Annotated in this window: 14 protein-coding genes; 5 read left to right on the forward strand and 9 right to left on the reverse strand. The window is 53.5% G+C overall.

What is annotated here, in order from left to right; all coding sequences use genetic code 11:
- The coding region (ilvA, locus tag B2067_RS04330) for a threonine ammonia-lyase, biosynthetic (RefSeq protein WP_301387585.1) at positions 1–1,268 on the reverse strand (1,268 nt) is incomplete at its 3' end.
- A 91-nt stretch (positions 1,269–1,359) separates the two neighbouring features.
- Between ilvA and rpiA the strand changes: the two genes are divergently transcribed.
- Positions 1,360–2,031: a ribose-5-phosphate isomerase RpiA gene (gene rpiA / locus B2067_RS04335; protein ID WP_068436010.1), complete on the forward strand. Its 672-nt coding sequence runs from the start codon at positions 1,360–1,362 to the stop codon at positions 2,029–2,031.
- 9 nt (positions 2,032–2,040) lie between these two features.
- Entirely contained in the window at positions 2,041–4,755 is a 2,715-nt protein-coding gene (locus B2067_RS04340) for a YdbH domain-containing protein (RefSeq protein ID WP_301377881.1), read from the forward strand.
- A gap of 49 nt (positions 4,756–4,804) precedes the next feature.
- On the opposite strand, the gene rho is transcribed toward B2067_RS04340, so the two are convergent.
- Both rho and trxA read right to left on the reverse strand, forming a co-directional pair.
- Positions 4,805–6,067: a transcription termination factor Rho gene (rho, locus tag B2067_RS04345; protein ID WP_068436005.1), complete on the reverse strand. Its 1,263-nt coding sequence runs from the start codon at positions 6,065–6,067 to the stop codon at positions 4,805–4,807.
- Between the two features lie 210 nt (positions 6,068–6,277).
- Positions 6,278–6,604: a thioredoxin TrxA gene (gene trxA / locus B2067_RS04350; protein ID WP_068436003.1), complete on the reverse strand. Its 327-nt coding sequence runs from the start codon at positions 6,602–6,604 to the stop codon at positions 6,278–6,280.
- Between the two features lie 141 nt (positions 6,605–6,745).
- Between trxA and ppx the strand changes: the two genes are divergently transcribed.
- The gene (ppx, locus tag B2067_RS04355; protein WP_301387586.1) at positions 6,746–8,254 is read left to right on the forward strand and encodes an exopolyphosphatase; all 1,509 of its coding nucleotides are present in this window, start codon (positions 6,746–6,748) and stop codon (positions 8,252–8,254) included.
- A 98-nt stretch (positions 8,255–8,352) separates the two neighbouring features.
- On the opposite strand, the gene ppk1 is transcribed toward ppx, so the two are convergent.
- From ppk1 to ftsY, 6 genes are all read right to left on the reverse strand, one after another.
- Positions 8,353–10,512, reverse strand: coding sequence for a polyphosphate kinase 1 (gene ppk1 / locus B2067_RS04360; RefSeq protein WP_414716525.1), 2,160 nt, complete (start codon positions 10,510–10,512; stop codon positions 8,353–8,355).
- Positions 10,513–10,551: 39 nt separating this feature from the next.
- Positions 10,552–11,562 carry a porphobilinogen synthase gene (gene hemB, locus B2067_RS04365; RefSeq protein ID WP_068435997.1) on the reverse strand — a complete coding sequence of 337 codons (1,011 nt, stop codon included), beginning with the start codon at positions 11,560–11,562 and terminating at the stop codon, positions 10,552–10,554.
- Positions 11,563–11,783: 221 nt separating this feature from the next.
- Positions 11,784–12,653: an RNA polymerase sigma factor RpoH gene (rpoH, locus tag B2067_RS04370; RefSeq protein ID WP_068435996.1), complete on the reverse strand. Its 870-nt coding sequence runs from the start codon at positions 12,651–12,653 to the stop codon at positions 11,784–11,786.
- A 267-nt stretch (positions 12,654–12,920) separates the two neighbouring features.
- Positions 12,921–13,925 carry a permease-like cell division protein FtsX gene (ftsX, locus tag B2067_RS04375; RefSeq protein WP_301387588.1) on the reverse strand — a complete coding sequence of 335 codons (1,005 nt, stop codon included), beginning with the start codon at positions 13,923–13,925 and terminating at the stop codon, positions 12,921–12,923.
- On the reverse strand, positions 13,912–14,610 hold the full coding sequence (gene ftsE, locus B2067_RS04380) for a cell division ATP-binding protein FtsE (protein WP_273092013.1): 699 nt from the start codon (positions 14,608–14,610) through the stop codon (positions 13,912–13,914). Before ftsE ends, ftsX begins: the two co-directional genes overlap by 14 nt.
- 17 nt (positions 14,611–14,627) lie before the next feature.
- Complete coding sequence (ftsY, locus tag B2067_RS04385; RefSeq protein ID WP_301387590.1) at positions 14,628–15,929, reverse strand: signal recognition particle-docking protein FtsY; 1,302 nt, start codon at positions 15,927–15,929, stop codon at positions 14,628–14,630.
- A 95-nt stretch (positions 15,930–16,024) separates the two neighbouring features.
- On the opposite strand from ftsY, the gene B2067_RS04390 reads away from it, so the two are divergent.
- Positions 16,025–16,792, forward strand: coding sequence for a hypothetical protein (locus tag B2067_RS04390; protein ID WP_301387591.1), 768 nt, complete (start codon positions 16,025–16,027; stop codon positions 16,790–16,792).
- Positions 16,789–17,163, forward strand: a 375-nt coding sequence (gene rsmD, locus B2067_RS04395; protein ID WP_301387592.1) for a 16S rRNA (guanine(966)-N(2))-methyltransferase RsmD, incomplete at its 3' end; no start/stop codon positions are given. The genes B2067_RS04390 and rsmD, both read left to right, overlap by 4 nt.

Here is a 17,163-nt window from a genome sequence, read left to right on the forward strand (position 1 = left end):
TCGGTAACAGACGCAGGTGCGTGACCACCGACCATATGACGGATATGGTATTTCGCCACTTCATCATCGGTAATATCCATCAGCGTATAGCCCTCAGCCTCAAGGTCCGAGACCAGTGCTTTACGCGAACCCGGCTCGTCAGAGACTTTTACGCCGACGTAAATCTGCGCCTCATCATCGCGACTGTAACGATAGTTAAACTCGGTGATTGGTGATTTCCCCAGAAGGCTACAGAAACGCTGAAAGCTTCCCGGCTCTTCGGGAATGGTGACCGCAAGAATAACTTCACGACCTTCACCGATCTCAGCAACTTCCGAGATGTAGCGCATACGATCGAAATTCACGTTGGCACCGCTGAGGATGGCAACCAGATTTTTATTCTTACACTGCTCACGCTCGATGTACTTTTTCAGACCGGCAATCGCCAGGGCTCCGGCAGGTTCGCTGACGGCGCGGGTATCATCAAAGGTATCTTTGATCGCTGCGCAGATTTCATCCGGTGTGCAGGTGATCACCTCGTCAACATAGTCTTTGCAGACTTCCCAGGTATTTTCTCCAATCTGTGCGACCGCGACACCGTCGGCGAAGATACCTACTTCAGGAAGAACCACGCGACTGCCAGCAGCAAGTGCAGCGGCCAGACAAGCCGATTCACTGCTCTCAACCCCTACGATGCGGATTTCAGGAGCCAGCGCTTTGATGTAAGCGGCAACACCTGCAATCAGCCCGCCACCACCGACAGGAATAAAGATCGCATCCGGACGAACCGGCATCTGCCGCAGGATTTCCATACCGACCGTTCCCTGTCCAGCGATGGTCTCCGGGTCATCGTACGGATGGATGTAGGTATAGCCTTTTTCTTCGACCAGCTTCTGGGAGTACTGAAAAGCTTCATCAAACGCATCGCCATGCAGAATCACGCGAGCGCCACGTGCTTTTACAGACTTCACTTTAATTTCAGGTGTTGTCCGCGGCATAACAATCACGGCTTTGATGCCAAGCTTTTTCGCAGCCAGCGCCAGACCCTGAGCGTGATTGCCCGCCGATGCAGCGATCACTCCACGCGCTTTCTCTTCGTCAGTCAGCTGCACAACCTTGTTGTAAGCACCACGAATTTTGAACGAATACACAGGCTGCTTGTCTTCACGTTTAATCCATATCTGGTTTTCCAGTCGCTCACTGAGAAACGTTGCAGTATGGACAGGCGTCTCTTCAGCAACGTCATAGACGCGGGAAGAGAGTATTTTTTTAAGGTATTCGTTTAGCATGCCGCTGTTCCAAAAAAATCGAGAGCGAACGCGCATTGTAGCGCATGAAGCCTTATAATTCGCGAAAGCATTTCACCCGGATACAGACATTATGAATCAGGACGAACTCAAGCAGGCGGTTGGTCAGGCCGCGGTTGATTACATCAAGCCCCAGCTCGACGAAGACAGCATTGTTGGCGTCGGTACCGGCTCAACAGCGAACTGTTTTATCGACGCTCTCGCCGCCGTAAAACACCTGTTCGACGGTGCAGTTGCAAGCTCCGAAGCATCGGCTGAGCGCCTGAAAAGTCATGGTATCCCGGTGTACGACCTGAACAGCGTCGATGGCATGGATTTCTACATTGATGGTGCTGACGAAATTAACGAGCACCTTGAGATGATCAAGGGCGGTGGTGCTGCTCTGACCCGCGAAAAGATCGTTGCGGCAGTCGCAAAGAAATTTATCTGTGTTGCGGACGAGAGCAAAATGGTCGGCATGATGGGCACGTTTCCATTGCCTGTAGAAGTCATACCGATGGCCCGTTCACACGTTGCCCGTGAGTTGGTGAAACTGGGTGGTGACCCGGTCTGGCGTGAGGGAGTGGTCACGGATAACGGCGGCCAGATCCTTGATGTTCATAATCTGAAGATTCAATCACCGATGCAACTTGAGTCCGACATCAATCAGATCACCGGCGTCATTACCAACGGCCTGTTTGCGCAGCGTGGCGCGGACGTTCTGCTCCTCGGTACTCAGGACGGCGTTAAAACCCTGAAAGCCTGATACGCCGCTATGAGTGAGCGCAGGGAATCAGATCAACAAGCGCCGGCTCTGATCCGGCGAGGCTGGTTTCAGGGCATAGTGATCGCCCTTTTGCTAACGGGCGCCGCGATAGTGGCGCTCTATTTCTCGATCGTTCCTCTGCTGAACAACTGGCTTCCTCCGCTTCTTGATCGCCTGGTGGCTCCAGGCAGCCACCTCCAGATACGCAGCCTGACGAGCCAGCAATTCGCTGTCGATGAGCTGGACATTCAACCGGCGCCCGGCGTCCTTATTCAGATTCGTAACGCCGAACTGAATTACCACGGTACTGGCTTACTGCAAGGAAAGGCTGACAGCCTGACCGCCGAAACCCTTCGGGTTCATATCACTGCTGTCGATGACGCTCCTTCGCAGCCTTCATCGACTCTGAGTCCGGGCTTCGACGTTGACCTGCCTGTGATCACAGAACTAATGACACTGCCGGTCGACGATATCCGGGTCCAGACATTGGAGATCGATACCCCCGACATATCTGCCCGCCTGACAGGCTCTCTCCGGCCTGACCACTGGGGAGTCTCCGGTGACCTGAGATTGCCGCATATTCAGGAGTCAGTGACCGTCAATTTACAGCTGCAACGTAATGAACAGGGCAATGCTGAACTCCTCGCAATGCTCTCCCAGCAGGAAGCTTTGCTGGCACAACTCTGGGCCGGCCTGACCCAGACAGATGACACCAGCGATGCCAACATAAGACTTGAGGCAGACCTCAGCAAGATCCAGAACAGCCTGCCACAGATGGCTGACCTTCCGGTGAAAGGGCAGAACGTACTATTAGAAGGAACGCTCAACAGTCCCGCTCAGGCGCGATGGCCTGACGAACTGATAGCAGACCTGACCACCACGCTGACCACACGCAAGTCAGTGATCAGTGACAACATGTCGGTACAGCCCGCCGGGGTAGCTTTTTCCGTCAGGCGCTCAGCAACAGATGACGACTGGAGTCTGTTGTTGGCAACCCAGCCAATTGCAGCCTCAATCAGAACCAGCACTGACGGTCAGTTCAGCGACTGGAAAGCCACCACGCCGGGGCAGGCGCTGACCGCCACGTGCTCTCCTGGCGCTGACAGCTGCCAACTCGAAGGCTCGCTCTCCGCGCAGCTCTCTGGGTTATCAACGACCCGTATCACGCTGGAACCTGAAGGTGTCTGGACAGCAACGGGGGCGTCCTCCATCACACTGCCAGTCTCAGTCAGTTATCAACAGCCGGCACAGCAGGAGTTACCAGAATGGAAAATGACAGGTAACGGGCGTTTCAATGCAGAAATCAGCGACACAGGACAATGGTCGATTGCTTCGGACGATGGGCTGGTTCTCAATACCGAGATTGCTCCCTGGCAGGGCTGGGCTGTATCACCGCTGACTGTTTCTGTATTGCAGAACCTGATGGTCAAAGGCAGCCTTGATGACAACCGGCATGTACAAGCCAGAGACCTGCGCCTGAAAATAGCGCCTTTCACAGCGATATCGAAAGAACAGGATGCCCGCCTGCGGTTTGCGCCGTCACATCTTGGCTGCGATCCGGGCGACATCGACCTTCAGGACCTTGCAAACGGTCTGCTGGGTAACTGCACGCTCTCTGCGCGCCTCAATGATTCTGACTGGGGCCTATGGCCAATACCGGACATCAGCCTCAGCGGCCCGGTTACCATCACGATGGACGAGATCCGTGAACGAGTGGATGCGTCACTTGATCTCACCGCTGCGAACGGAGAGATTCATTTCCGCACCCGGGCTGAGCATGACCTGCTGTCCGGCAATGGTTCTCTGCAATGGCATCTGACCGATGCGAGCCTCGACTGGATGGCGCTCGGCCTTGCAGACATGGCCAACCTGACCAGCGTTCAGCTACTTAATGGCCACCTGTCAGGACAAGGCTGGCTGGACTGGCAAAGCAGCGAAAATGGATTCGAGCTGACTCCCGATATGATGCTCAGAGCTGATGGCGTAGGCCTGATTTACGACAACAGCATCACCCTCGAAGAATGGAATGCCATGCTTGCCCTGCGCCGCCCGCAGCAGGGCGAATACCAACTGGATGCACAGTTGTCTGGCAGCAAGCTCGACAGTGGTATTCCATTGACCAACCTGCTTGCCCGGACGCAGACGCGCTTCCCGGAAGATCTCAGCTATTTCGAAGTGGATGTTTACGAAATCCACACCGACTTATTGGGTGGTCGGATCTATGCACCTGAGATTCACTATGACAGTCGCAAAGACGTCAATGCCTTCGGTGTTCGTCTTGATCATCTGCAGCTCAGTCAGATTGCCGCCATTGAGAAAGAAGCCGGTATCAAAGCCACCGGCTTGCTGGATGGTATGTTGCCGATTGTGCTGACCAAAGAGGGTCCTATGGTACCGGGAGGCAATCTATTCGCCCGGGACCCGGGTGGTACCATCAAATATCAGGACGAAAGTGCCGATGCCCTCGCTCAGGCAGACCAGAGCGTCGGAATGGCAATGAAGCTGTTACAGAATTTTCAGTATGACGAGCTACAGTCAGGTGTGCGCTATCAGCCGGATGGACAGTTAAACCTGTCACTACAGTTTGAAGGCAAAAACCCCGACTTCTTCGATGGCCAGAAGACCCATCTTAACGTCAATCTGGACTACAACCTGCTTGATCTTCTCGAAAGCCTTCGGATTGCCAATGACGTGATTGAAAAAGTCGAACAGAAGTACAAATAAAAACGCCCGGGCAGCAAAGCTGACCGGGCGTTTCTGAGCGAGTAAGGACTTATTTTCCCTTACGCATCGAATCAAAGAACTCGTCGTTGGTCTTGGTCTGACGCAGTTTATCGAGCAGGAATTCAATGCCCTGTACGTCTTCCATTTCAGCCAGCAGGCGACGCAGAATCCACAGACGCTGCAGATCAGCTTCGTTGAACAGCATATCTTCACGACGAGTGCCTGAACGACGGATGTTGATCGCAGGGTAGATACGCTTCTCGGCGATCTTACGGTCGAGGTGCAGTTCCTGATTACCGGTACCTTTAAATTCTTCGAAGATAACTTCGTCCATTTTAGAACCAGTATCAACCAGCGCAGTCGCGATGATGGTCAGAGAGCCACCTTCTTCGATGTTACGTGCCGCACCGAAGAAACGCTTTGGTTTCTCGAGGGCGTTAGCATCGACACCACCGGTCAGTACCTTACCTGAGGAAGGGATAACGGTGTTGTAAGCGCGGGCCAGACGGGTGATAGAGTCAAGCAGAATGACCACGTCGCGTTTGTGTTCAACCAGACGCTTGGCTTTTTCGATGACCATTTCAGCAACCTGTACGTGACGGGCTGGCGGCTCATCAAAGGTCGACGCCACAACTTCACCGCGTACAGAACGCTTCATTTCTGTTACTTCTTCCGGACGTTCGTCGATCAGCAGGACAATCAGCTCACACTCCGGGTTGTTGCGGGTAATAGACTGCGCGATGGTCTGCAGCAGCATGGTTTTACCAGCTTTCGGTGGCGCAACGATCAGGCCACGCTGACCTTTACCGATTGGGGCGACCAGATCCAGTACACGGGAGGACAGGTCTTCAGTAGAGCCGTTACCAGCTTCCAGAATCAGACGTTCGTTCGGGAACAGCGGAGTCAGGTTTTCAAACAGTACTTTATTTTTCGCGTTTTCTGGCTTGTCGTCGTTAATCTCATTAACTTTCAACAGCGCGAAGTAACGCTCGTTGTCCTTCGGAGGACGGATTTTACCGGCGATTTTATCGCCCTTACGCAGGTTAAAGCGACGGATCTGGCTCGGCGACACATAAATGTCATCGGGTCCGGCCAGATATGAGCTGTTCGCACTGCGTAAAAAACCGAAGCCATCCTGAAGAATCTCCAGTACGCCATCACCGTAGATGTCTTCACCACTCTTTGCGTGGGTTTTCAGAATGGCGAAGATGATGTCCTGTTTACGGGTACGGCTGACGTGCTCAATTCCCATATCGCCGGCGATTTTCAGCAATTCGGGGACTGATTTGAGTTTCAGGTCTGAGAGATTCATAGGTATAGGTATATACGGTTAGGTTATTTGAATTAGATAGATGCTGGATCTGAAGAAAACCTGGCAGAATCGCCATGGAGGGCAGCGTTGATCGGAGCTATGGCCCGCTTTCAATGTTGCGGAGTCAATATAGACAGATATAGGGGGGTTGTCCAGCACTGCGGGGACATTTGTCCCCATTTGCAGTGCGGAATACAGCTGACAGGGAGATCAGATCGCCTGTTCGATGAACGCAGCCAGTTCAGACTTGCTCATTGCACCGATCTTGGTCGCTTCAGCGTTGCCGTTCTTGAACAGAATCAGAGTCGGGATGCTGCGGATACCAAACTTAGGCGCAGTGGCTTCGTTTTCATCAATGTTCAACTTGGCAATTTTCAGCTTACCTGCGTAGTCATCGGCGATTTCTTCCAGAACCGGCGCGATCATTTTGCAAGGGCCACACCACTCCGCCCAGAAGTCCACCAGTACAGGAACGTCTGAACCCAGCACGTCAGCGTCAAATGAATCGTCGGTTACGGTGATAATGTTATCGCTCATGAAATTCCCCTGCAGAAAAGTGCAATCAGTTAGAAAGGGTTATTGTACGCCACATTGATGCGGAATCAATTGGATTATTCGACTGGACGCCAGAGACGCCGGAAGGCATATTCATCATAGGGTTATTGGAAACAGATAGTTATGTCAGAGCAGTATTCAGCAGAGGTCGAATCCAGCCGTATTGCCGCTGTCGATCTCGGATCAAACAGTTTTCACATGATGATCGCAGAAGAATTTCAGGGTGAAATACGTACTCTGGAAAAACGCGGTGAAAAAGTTCAGCTGGCCGCTGGCCTGGACAATCAGAACTATCTCAGCGAGGAGGCCATCCAGCGCGGCGTCGATTGCCTCGCTCAGTTTGGTCAGCGCCTTCAGGGCATGGACCCGGACAGAATCGTGGTATTCGCCACCAACGCACTGCGCGCTGCCCGTAACCGTCGTGAGTTTATTGATCGCGCTGAGGAAGTGCTGGGCTACCCCGTCGAGGTCATCGCTGGCCGTGAAGAAGCCCGCCTCATTTATCTCGGAGTTGCACACACTCAGGCAGACGATGGTGGTCAGCGTCTGGTGGTCGACATTGGCGGCGGCAGTACCGAATTTATTATCGGTGAACGTTTCGAAGCGAAAGCTCTGGAAAGCCTGCACATGGGCTGTGTGTCTTTCACCAAACGCTTCTTTGCTGATGGAAAGATCACCCGCAAACAGTTTAAAAAAGCGGTGTCGGCTGCTCAGCAGGAACTGCTGAATATTAAGGCCCAGTACAAAAAGCTGGGCTGGAAAAGTGAAATCGGTTCTTCGGGCACTATCCGCGCTGTCGAACAAGCCATCATCAGTAATGGTTGGGGCAATGAAGGTATCACCCCAGACGGCCTTGAGAAATTAGTCGATCACTGCCTGGATTACGAAACCGTTGATGACGTCGACATTGAAGGCGTGAAACCCGACCGTCGTCAGGTATTTATTGGTGGTCTGGCGATTCTCACTGCCGTATTTCAGACGCTGGATATCAAGCACATGCGCTATTCAGATGGCGCATTGCGCGAGGGCGCACTCTGGGATCTGGTCGGCCGCTCAGAACATGAAGATGTACGTAGCCGCTCTATCGCCTCCATGCAGGAGCGCTTTTATGTCGACACCGCACAGGCTGACCGCGTTGAAGCGACAGCGCTTGCTCTGTTCAATCAGATACGCAAAGACATTGGCGCACGCAAAGAGCTCGCCCAATGGTTAAGCTGGGCCGCCCGCGTCCATGAAATTGGCCTGAGCATCGCTCACAGTGGATTCCACAAACACGGCGCTTATCTGCTACAACATTCTGACATGCTGGGTTTTACCCGTCAGGGGCAGATGTTACTGGCCCTGCTGGTTCGCAACCACCGACGCAAAATCCACCCGGAAGAACTCGAATTACTGCCCGCCCGACAGCAAACCATCGCTCTCTGGTTGATACGTATTCTGCGCGTGGCCATCGTGCTTAATCACAGCCGCGAGGCCTACGACGTACCTCTGCCTGAGGCAAGCATCGACAAGGATACTCTGCTGCTGAAGCTCCCCGAAGGCTGGCAGGATAGCTTCCCGCTGACGTCTCAGGATATGGAAGAGGAAGTTGAATTGCAGAAAGCTGCCGGATTGGTGCTCACCATAGCCTGAGCCAGAAGCCCAGAAAACGAAAGCCCGGAACACGAGAGTCCAAAAAGCACAAAAAAAAACGGGGCAATGCCCCGTTTTTTATTTGCCTGTGTTCCGGATCAGCTTGCGCTTGGCGTACCGCTACTCGCCGCCAGTTTATCGAGCAACCAGCTTTGTGCAGAAATGGTCTCATCGTCAGGCCCCGGCTGCGCCCGGACATAAGAGCCGTCAGTCTGCAGAACCCAGGCCTGGGTGTTGTCTTTCACATAGATCTCAAGCTCTTCTTTCATCCGCTCTTTGATCTTATTGGTCTCTACCGGAAACGCGGTTTCAACCCGACGCAACAGATTACGCTCCATCAGGTCGGCACTGCCCGCATAAATCTCATCGTTACCGCCATTAAGGAAGTAATACACACGCGTATGCTCCAGAAAACGGCCGATAATTGAGCGGACTTCGATATTTTCAGACACCCCCGGAATACCCGGGCGCAGGCTGCACATACCACGAATAATCAATTCGACTTTGACCCCCGACTGAGACGCACGATACAAAGCACGGATCACTTTAGGTTCGGTCAGGCCGTTGGCTTTCATGCGAATTAATGCAGGCTTGCCGGCATCCGCATGTTCACGCTCACGATCAATCAGCTGAATTAAACGCTTATGCAGAGTAAAGGGCGCATGAAACAGCTTTTTCACCCGCATGACTTCGCCCATGCCGGTTAATTGCTGGAACACTTTATGAACATCTTCGCAGATTGAATCATCGCAGGTCATAAAGCTGTAGTCGGTATACGCCCGCGCATTCCCTGCGTGATAATTGCCCGTGCCCAGATGTACATAGCGGCGATACTGATTGCCCTCTTTACGCACAATCAGCATCATTTTGGCGTGGGTTTTATACCCCACTACGCCATACACGACGACGGCACCCGCCTCCTGAAGGCGGTTCGCCAGATAGAGGTTTTCTTCTTCATCAAAACGCGCGCGCAGCTCAATCACCACCGTGACTTCTTTACCGTTGCGGGCAGCGTCTACCAATGCATTAACAATTTCTGATTTAGCACCGGTGCGATATAGCGTCTGTTTGATCGATTTAACACTGGGGTCTTTCGCGGCTTCACGTAACAGGTCGACCACAGGCGTGAAGGACTCAAACGGATGCAGCAACAGAGTATCTTTCGCGCGGATACTCTCGAAAATACTCTTTTTAAAATTAACGTTTTTCGGCAGCCCCGGCGTAAATGGCGGGTAACGAAGATCCGGACGATTAATCTGATCAATCACTTCAATCAGGCGACCAAGGTTCACCGGACCGTTCACTTTAAATAAGTCAGACTCATCAAGGTTGAACTGGCGCAGCAGAAAGCTGATCAGTTCGTCAGGGCAGTTGTCCGCGACTTCTAAGCGCATTTCTTCACCGAAATTACGCGAGTGCAGTTCGTCCTCAAGTGCCGAGGCGAGGTCGGATGTTTCTTCGTGGTCAATATCCAGGTCAGCATTTCGCGTTACACGGAACTGGTAACAGCCTTTCACCGTCATCCCCGGAAAGAGTTCATCGGCGTATTCGTGAATAATCGATGACAGGAAAACAAAGTGATCTCCGCCCTCCTGCACCAGCTCATCCGGTAAGCGCAAAGTACGCGGCAATGAACGCGGCGCAGGAATGATAGCCAGACCAGTCTGGCGCCCGAACGCATCTTTGCCATCGAGCGCGACGATAAAGTTCAGGCTTTTGTTCACCAGTCGTGGGAACGGGTGCGAGGGGTCCAGACCGATCGGACTGATCAGTGGCTGAATACTGTCATCAAAGTAATCACGTATCCAGATACGCTGCTCGTCGTTCCACTCAGCACGTCGCAGGAAGTGAATATTCTGCTCTTTTAATTGCGGCAGCAGAGTGTCGTTAAGAATTTCATACTGACGTTCGACGGTGGTACTGCAGAGTGAGTAGATTTCGTCCAGCACCTGAGCCGGATGCAGACCATCTATCCCCGACTGCTCCCGATTAAATGTCAGCTGGTGAACCAGATCAGCAACACGCACTTCAAAGAATTCGTCGAGGTTTTTACTGAAAATACACAGAAAGAACAAACGGTCGAGCAGAGGATGCGCTTCGTCGAGCGCCTGCTCCAAGACGCGGATATTAAACTGCAGGTGGCTGAGTTCACGGTTGATGTAAAACTCACTGCTGTTGAGATCTATATCCTGTACGTCCGTCATGGATAGCTCCGGCGGCTGTTCTGCTTTGGTCTGTGTATTTTCAGCGATTGTCATCAGGGTACCTAAAAATCCTGCTTTAAGGATAGCGCCTGATCAGACGTCCCCTAATTCAGCAAACTGTTTCGCGAAGTAGGTCAGGATTCCATCTGCCCCAGCGCGTTTAATGCACATCAGTGATTCCATCATGACGGCGTTGTCGTCCAGCCACCCTTGCTGTGCCGCGGCCTTATGCATGGCGTATTCGCCACTGACCTGATACACAAAGGTAGGTACTTTAAATTCGTCTTTCACCCGGCGGACAATATCGAGATACGGCATGCCAGGTTTCACCATGACCATGTCGGCCCCTTCTGCCAGATCAAGCGCCACTTCATGCAGTGCCTCATCCGTATTAGCAGGGTCCATCTGGTAGTTTTTCTTGTCGGCCTTGCCCAGATTACCGGCAGAACCCACCGCGTCCCGGAACGGCCCATAGTACGCAGACGCGTATTTTGCGGAGTACGCCATGATGCGCGTATTCACAAAGTTTTCCTGCTCCAGTGCCGCACGGACTTCGCCAATACGACCGTCCATCATGTCCGACGGAGCAACCACATCCGCACCGGCTTCCGCATGAGACAGTGCCTGACGTACCAGGGTGTCTACGGTGCGGTCATTCAGCACATAACCTTCCGCATCGATAATTCCGTCCTGGCCGTGTGTCGTGAAGGGGTCGAGCGCCACATCGGTAATCACACCCATCTCTGGCACGGCATCTTTGATGGCACGAACCGCGCGCTGCGCCAGACCGTTCGGGTTGAACGCCTCCTCGGCCAGTTCAGACTTGGCATCCGCCGGCGTCACCGGAAACAGCGCTACCGCAGGGATACCCAGTTTATAAAGGTGTTTAACCTCTTCAATCAGCAGATCAATCGACAGGCGATCTACACCCGGCATTGATGCCACTTGCTCACGCTCCTGATGCCCTTCAAGCACAAACATGGGGTAGATCAGGTTGTCGACACTGAGCTGGGTTTCGCGCATCAGTCGTCGGGAGAAATCATCCCGGCGCATACGGCGCATACGGGTTTCCGGGAAAAAGCGTTGAGCATCGTTAAAAGCCATGAGATTTACTCCTGAGCCGGCGGGGAATTTTCAGATCGATTGTAACCCGCCCGAAGCACCTTTGGCGCCCGGAAATCACAGGGTTGCAGAGTATCGGTCCGATATATGACATTTTTATGACAAGGCAAGGTTATTACCGCAATGCCTCGTATTGTTCGTCGTCAGACAAAGAAAAAAGCCGCTCATTGAGCGGCTTTCGAACGTATCTTGCGAAGCGATAATTACGCCAGTACCAGATCAGTACCAATTGCGTTCTTCAGCTTCTTCATCGCGTTTTTCTCTAGCTGGCGAATGCGCTCAGCAGATACTTTGTACATATCAGCCAGCTCGTGAAGCGTTGCTTTCTCTTCGCTCAACCAACGCTGCTGCAGGATAGTACGGCTGCGATCATCAAGATCCGCCATCGCGTCTGCCAGACGGCCATTCGCATCCTGTTCGTAGTTATCGGCTTCGACCAGCTGAGCCGGGTCCTGACTGTGGTCTTCAAGGTAATAAGCAGGCGCCTTGTACGCGCTTTCGTCATCGTCGTCCGCACCTGCATCAAATGCAGCATCGTGCGCATTCAGACGGCCTTCCATCTCAAATACCGTTTTGGTCTCAACACCCAGGTCTTCTGCAATCGCAGTTGCTTCGTCCTGAGACAACCAGCCCAGTTTTTTCTTCTGGCTGCGCAGGTTGAAGAACAGCTTGCGCTGCGCCTTGGTGGTCGCAACTTTGACGATGCGCCAGTTGCGCAGAATAAACTCGTGAATCTCTGCTTTGATCCAGTGCACAGCAAAGGACACCAGACGTACGCCCACCTCAGGGTTAAAACGTTTTACCGCCTTCATCAGACCGACGTTGCCTTCCTGAATCAGGTCGCCCTGGTTCAGGCCGTAACCCGAGTAGCTACGTGCAATATGTACCACGAAGCGCATGTGCGACATCACCAGGTGACGCGCTGCTTCCAGGTCTTCTTGATAATGAAAACGCTCTGCCAGATCTTTCTCTTCTTCTGGCGTAAGCACAGGAATAGCATTAACAGTCGAAATGTAGGCTTCCAGGTTAGCACCCGGAGACATCGCGTATACTGCTTGCAAACCGTTGTTCATCTCTCACTCCTGAAGGAATTCTGTTGCTCAATCAGCAACTTACAGCGACCTGATTACACTCGTAAGTCATGTTTTCAAACGCGTGATAATCAAAATCGAGCGCTAAGTTTAGCACCACTATTTAAGACCGCAAATGGCTGGATAAGTTCCCTTCAATGCCATTCACCGTTCTTTATACGATCATAATAGCGCCATTACTCTTACTATTGTGTCGATAGAGTGTCGGTAAACGTAAAGCTCACGGAAGACCCACGTAATACGCAGCTATCAGGGCTCAATCCGGTGCAGATGCCTCACCACAGACCACCAGGCGCCCAGCCAGCCGAGCAGCATAGCGCCCAGCAACAGCACCAGTGCAGCGCCTGCAGAAAGAGGCAGCAAGCGATACTCGGAGCCATAGAGTGCAGCGAGATCTTCTACAGGCCCGCTCACCAGAGCCCAACCGATTGCCAGCAGTATCCACGATACCAGGCCACCGACCATGCCAAACCAGAGACCGGTATACAGGAACGGCCTGCGAACCCAGGCATTCGTCGCCCCAACCAGTTTGGTCACACGAATCTCATCAACCCGCGCTGCGATCGACAGACGAATGGTATTACCGACCACCAGCAGGATACCGAGTGCGAGTAAGGCGCCCATCACCCAGACAATCCGCTCACTCAAAGCCAGCAGCGCATGCAGGCGATCAAGCCAGGCGGTGTCCAGCTCCACACTATCAACGCGGGATTCGCTCCGCAGCGTATCCGCCAGTGCAATCACGTCCTGCTGCGGCAGAGCAAGCTCAGGCTCCACCACAATCACGCCCGGCAAAGGATTCTCGGGCAGCAGGTCCAGCGCTTCGCCCAGCCCTGAGCTGGCGCGGAACTCCGCAAGTGCCTCATCCGCGCTGATAAAACGTACATCGGCGACACCGTCCATGCTTTCAATTCGGCTCAACAACTGTTGCGCCTGATCATTCCGAACCGCGGGTTTCAGGTAAACGCTCATGCTGCCTGACGCCTGGAAGCGATTACTCAGCTGACTGAGGTTATCCAGCGTCATCCACATGGCGCCGGGCAGAGTCAGTGAAATCGCGATCACCAGCCAGGTCATGATGCTGCCCAGCGGTTTCGTCAGCAATCGCATCAGGGTTTCAACAGCCACCAGCTGGTGTTGCTGGGCCCAGCCATTAAGACGGTCTTTAAGACTGATTTTGTGTGTTGAGGCGCCTGCCTGAGGTTTGCGGGGCGCATTCGCTGTCTGGCGTTTTGGAGAATCAGGTGCGGACATGGTCACCCCGCTCAAAACCAGCGCGCGGACCGCTGTCGTGAAGAGTGCCGTGATCCAGAATCAGGCGCCGATGGCCCATCCGCTCAATCAGGGCGATATCGTGCGTTGCAATCAACACGGTGACGCCCACCTGCTGAAAACGCAGAAAGAGCTTCATGATTTCTTCAGAAAGCTCAGGATCAAGGTTACCGGTCGGCTCATCCGCCAGCAGCAACTGGGGTTTATTGACCACAGCGCGGGCGATACCAACCCGCTGCTGTTCACCACCAGACAGTTCAATCGGGTTGCGACGCTCAAAGCCGAGCAACCCCACTGAGTCGAGGGCGGCACGAACCCGGCGTGCGGCTTCGGCAGGTTGATAACCCGCAATTAGAAGAGGCATGGCAACGTTATCGTAAACAGTGCGATCGAACAGTAGCTGGTGATTCTGAAACACCACCCCCACCTTACGACGTAGAAAAGGCACCTGAGAGCTCTTCATGGTGTTGACGCAATCACCGTCAACGAACACCTGACCTTCTGATGGACGCTCCATCTGCAACATCAGTTTGAGCAAGGTACTTTTACCGGCGCCACTGTGCCCGGTCAGAAATGCGAACTCACCGCGCGCCAGTTCGAAACTGACCTTGCTCAGAGCTTCTTTACCGCCGGGGTAGCTTTTACTGACCCCATCGAAGCGTACCATTGGCATAGAAAAATCCGTCAGTCGTCGCTGATCCGGAACAGCGCCCGGGTAAAGTCATCCGCATTAAACGGACGCAGGTCTTCGATTTTCTCACCGACACCGATGTAACGCACCGGCAGGCCAAACTGCTTCGCCAGTGCGAAGATGATGCCGCCTTTTGCTGTACCATCGAGTTTGGTCAACGTCAGGCCGGTGACGCCCACCGACTGTAGGAAGGTTTTGGTCTGGTTAATCGCGTTCTGGCCGGTACCCGCATCCAGAACCAGCATCACTTCATGCGGCGCGGTGTCGTCGATCTTTTTCATAACACGAACGACTTTCTCCAGCTCCTGCATCAGGTTGTCTTTGTTGTGCAGACGACCGGCCGTATCGGCAATCAGGATATCGACGCCCCGGGACGTCGCTGCCTGCACGGCATCAAACAGCACAGACGCTGAGTCCGCACCGGTATGCTGGGCGACTACGGGCACATTATTGCGCTCACCCCAGACCTGAAGTTGCTCTACTGCAGCAGCACGGAAAGTGTCACCCGCCGCCAGCATAACGCTCTTGCCGCGCGCCTGAAACTGCTTCGCAAGCTTGCCAATCGTCGTCGTTTTACCCACGCCATTGATACCGACCATCAGAATCACGTACGGCTTTTTGCTGCTGTCGATCACCAGTGGCTTCTGCGACACCGCGAGCATGTCCTGAAGTTCTTCAATCAGAGCCTCGTACAATGCGTCTGAATCACGCAATTCTTTACGACCCACACGCTTGGTAAGACGGTCGATAATTTCGGTCGTCGCTTCGACACCTACGTCGGCCATGATGAGCTGGGTTTCCAGATCTTCCATCATGTCGTCGTCGATTTCTTTTTTGCCCAGCAGCAGAGTCGAGAGGCCATCGGTCAGGTTAGAGCGTGTCTTGCTCAGGCCTGCCGCCATGCGCCCGAAGAAGCCTTTCTTCTCGTCTTTGGCTTTTTCAGGCACCGGTACCATCACGTCTGGATCGGCTATTTCTTCTGGCTCGACTGCAATATCATCAGCAGCAATCTGCGATGCTGCAACCTCTGCTTTGATCTCAGGCTCTGAAGGCTCTTCTTTTTCCGGAGCAGCCTCTGTCACTGGTTCTGGAACGGGCTCCACAGCCTTCTGAAGGATCTCCTCAGTTTCACTGACCGGAGCATCCGATTGAACCAGCGGCGCCTCCGGTACCAGATTGGCAGCCTCGGAAGCTTCCGCTACATCATTCGTTTCTTCTACCTGTTGGGGTGCCTGCTGGTCTGCAGGCTGAGCATTCTCAGGGCTTTTCTTCTTACGTTTAAAAAAATCAAACATCGGCGTCTCTGAATCTGATCAGTCAGGATGGGCGCATGTGCGCTGATGGGGTGCTATCCTAACACTATGAGTTGTTTACAGGGAGTTCTCCTTAGATGTTCCATGGATTAAGCCGTCGCACCCTGAATGCTCTTATCATCGGCTGCCTCCTTATCATCACGGTCATCAATCTGAGTTTTACCACCAGTGAAGACTCCCCCCTCGAACCTTTAGACGCCCCACCGCTGGCAGATACCGGCTGGCACCTGTGGCATAGCAATAAAGGTGTCCCTGTCTACTGGCAGGCCACGGCATCGTCCAGTCTGCAGATATCCATTACCGGCGAAGATCACTACGCATTCAGGACTCAGGTTCCCGCGAGTGAGTGGGCGTCTCATCTCGCAACCCAAATCACCCCAATAGCAGCACCGCGTCCTGCAGGACTCGCTCTGCAAGGCCCGCTGACCGACGTTGAAATGCAGCAGGCTGCTTCGTTTATTATTCAGAAACTTTCTCTGACAACACCCGACACGCCTGAGAAAGAAACCTCTGCTTGTCAGCAAGCACATGCAGCAGGCGCTTTATGGTGGAACCGGGAGCGCGGCGCGGGCGTAGCACAACCCGCCGCTTCGGGGAGCAAACCTGCCCCAAGCAGAGAAGCATGGGCAAGCTTCCGGGAGAACGAAATTAAACGCCTGCGGCGCGAGTGGCTGAACCCGGTTTCGGCCATCGACATTGCTGCAGAACTTGCCTACCATCAGCGGTCTGAGGAGTATTTTCTCCAACTGTATCAGGCACTTGCCGTATCGCAACGCACTGAACCAGAAGCGTTTGCGCAGTGTCTTACAGAAGCGAATTCATCTGCACCACGGAGCTCTGAGTGAGCCGACAATCTCATCACCAATTACGCATTATCGGTGGCCAGTGGCGTTCTCGCCGACTGCGCTTTCCCGCAATTGATGGCCTGCGCCCTACCATGGACCGTGTTCGCGAGACCGTGTTTAACTGGCTGCAATCTGATATTGAGGGGGCTCGGGTACTCGACGCGTTTGCTGGCAGTGGAGCGCTTGGGTTTGAAGCGCTTTCCAGAGGCGCAAAAGAGGTCATTTTCCTTGAAAAGCACGCGAAGGCTGCGTTTCAACTGAAAGACAATCTCAAGCAGCTTGACGCCCGCAATGCCCAGGTCTGGGCCGGAGATGCCCTGATGTGGCTTGACCAGAACCCAGAGCCCTACGATCTGGGGTTTCTCGATCCA

The sequence above is a fragment of the Thalassolituus sp. UBA2590 genome, assembly GCF_002339775.1.
In the GTDB taxonomy this organism is placed as follows: Bacteria; Pseudomonadota; Gammaproteobacteria; order Pseudomonadales; family Oceanobacteraceae; genus Thalassolituus.

Excerpts from the sequence above, each read along its gene's own strand:
- ftsE (WP_273092013.1), bottom strand. The coding sequence starts at position 14,610 with ATGGTACGCTTCGATGGGGTCAGTAAAAGCTACCCCGGCGGTAAAGAA.
- ppk1 (WP_414716525.1), bottom strand. The coding sequence starts at position 10,512 with ATGACAATCGCTGAAAATACACAGACCAAAGCAGAACAGCCGCCGGAG.
- B2067_RS04340 (WP_301377881.1), top strand. The coding sequence starts at position 2,041 with ATGAGTGAGCGCAGGGAATCAGATCAACAAGCGCCGGCTCTGATCCGG.
- ftsY (WP_301387590.1), bottom strand. The coding sequence starts at position 15,929 with ATGTTTGATTTTTTTAAACGTAAGAAGAAAAGCCCTGAGAATGCTCAG.
- rpoH (WP_068435996.1), bottom strand. The coding sequence starts at position 12,653 with ATGAACAACGGTTTGCAAGCAGTATACGCGATGTCTCCGGGTGCTAAC.
- ppx (WP_301387586.1), top strand. The coding sequence starts at position 6,746 with ATGTCAGAGCAGTATTCAGCAGAGGTCGAATCCAGCCGTATTGCCGCT.
- rho (WP_068436005.1), bottom strand. The coding sequence starts at position 6,067 with ATGAATCTCTCAGACCTGAAACTCAAATCAGTCCCCGAATTGCTGAAA.
- rpiA (WP_068436010.1), top strand. The coding sequence starts at position 1,360 with ATGAATCAGGACGAACTCAAGCAGGCGGTTGGTCAGGCCGCGGTTGAT.
- B2067_RS04390 (WP_301387591.1), top strand. The coding sequence starts at position 16,025 with ATGTTCCATGGATTAAGCCGTCGCACCCTGAATGCTCTTATCATCGGC.
- hemB (WP_068435997.1), bottom strand. The coding sequence starts at position 11,562 with ATGGCTTTTAACGATGCTCAACGCTTTTTCCCGGAAACCCGTATGCGC.
- trxA (WP_068436003.1), bottom strand. The coding sequence starts at position 6,604 with ATGAGCGATAACATTATCACCGTAACCGACGATTCATTTGACGCTGAC.
- ftsX (WP_301387588.1), bottom strand. The coding sequence starts at position 13,925 with ATGTCCGCACCTGATTCTCCAAAACGCCAGACAGCGAATGCGCCCCGC.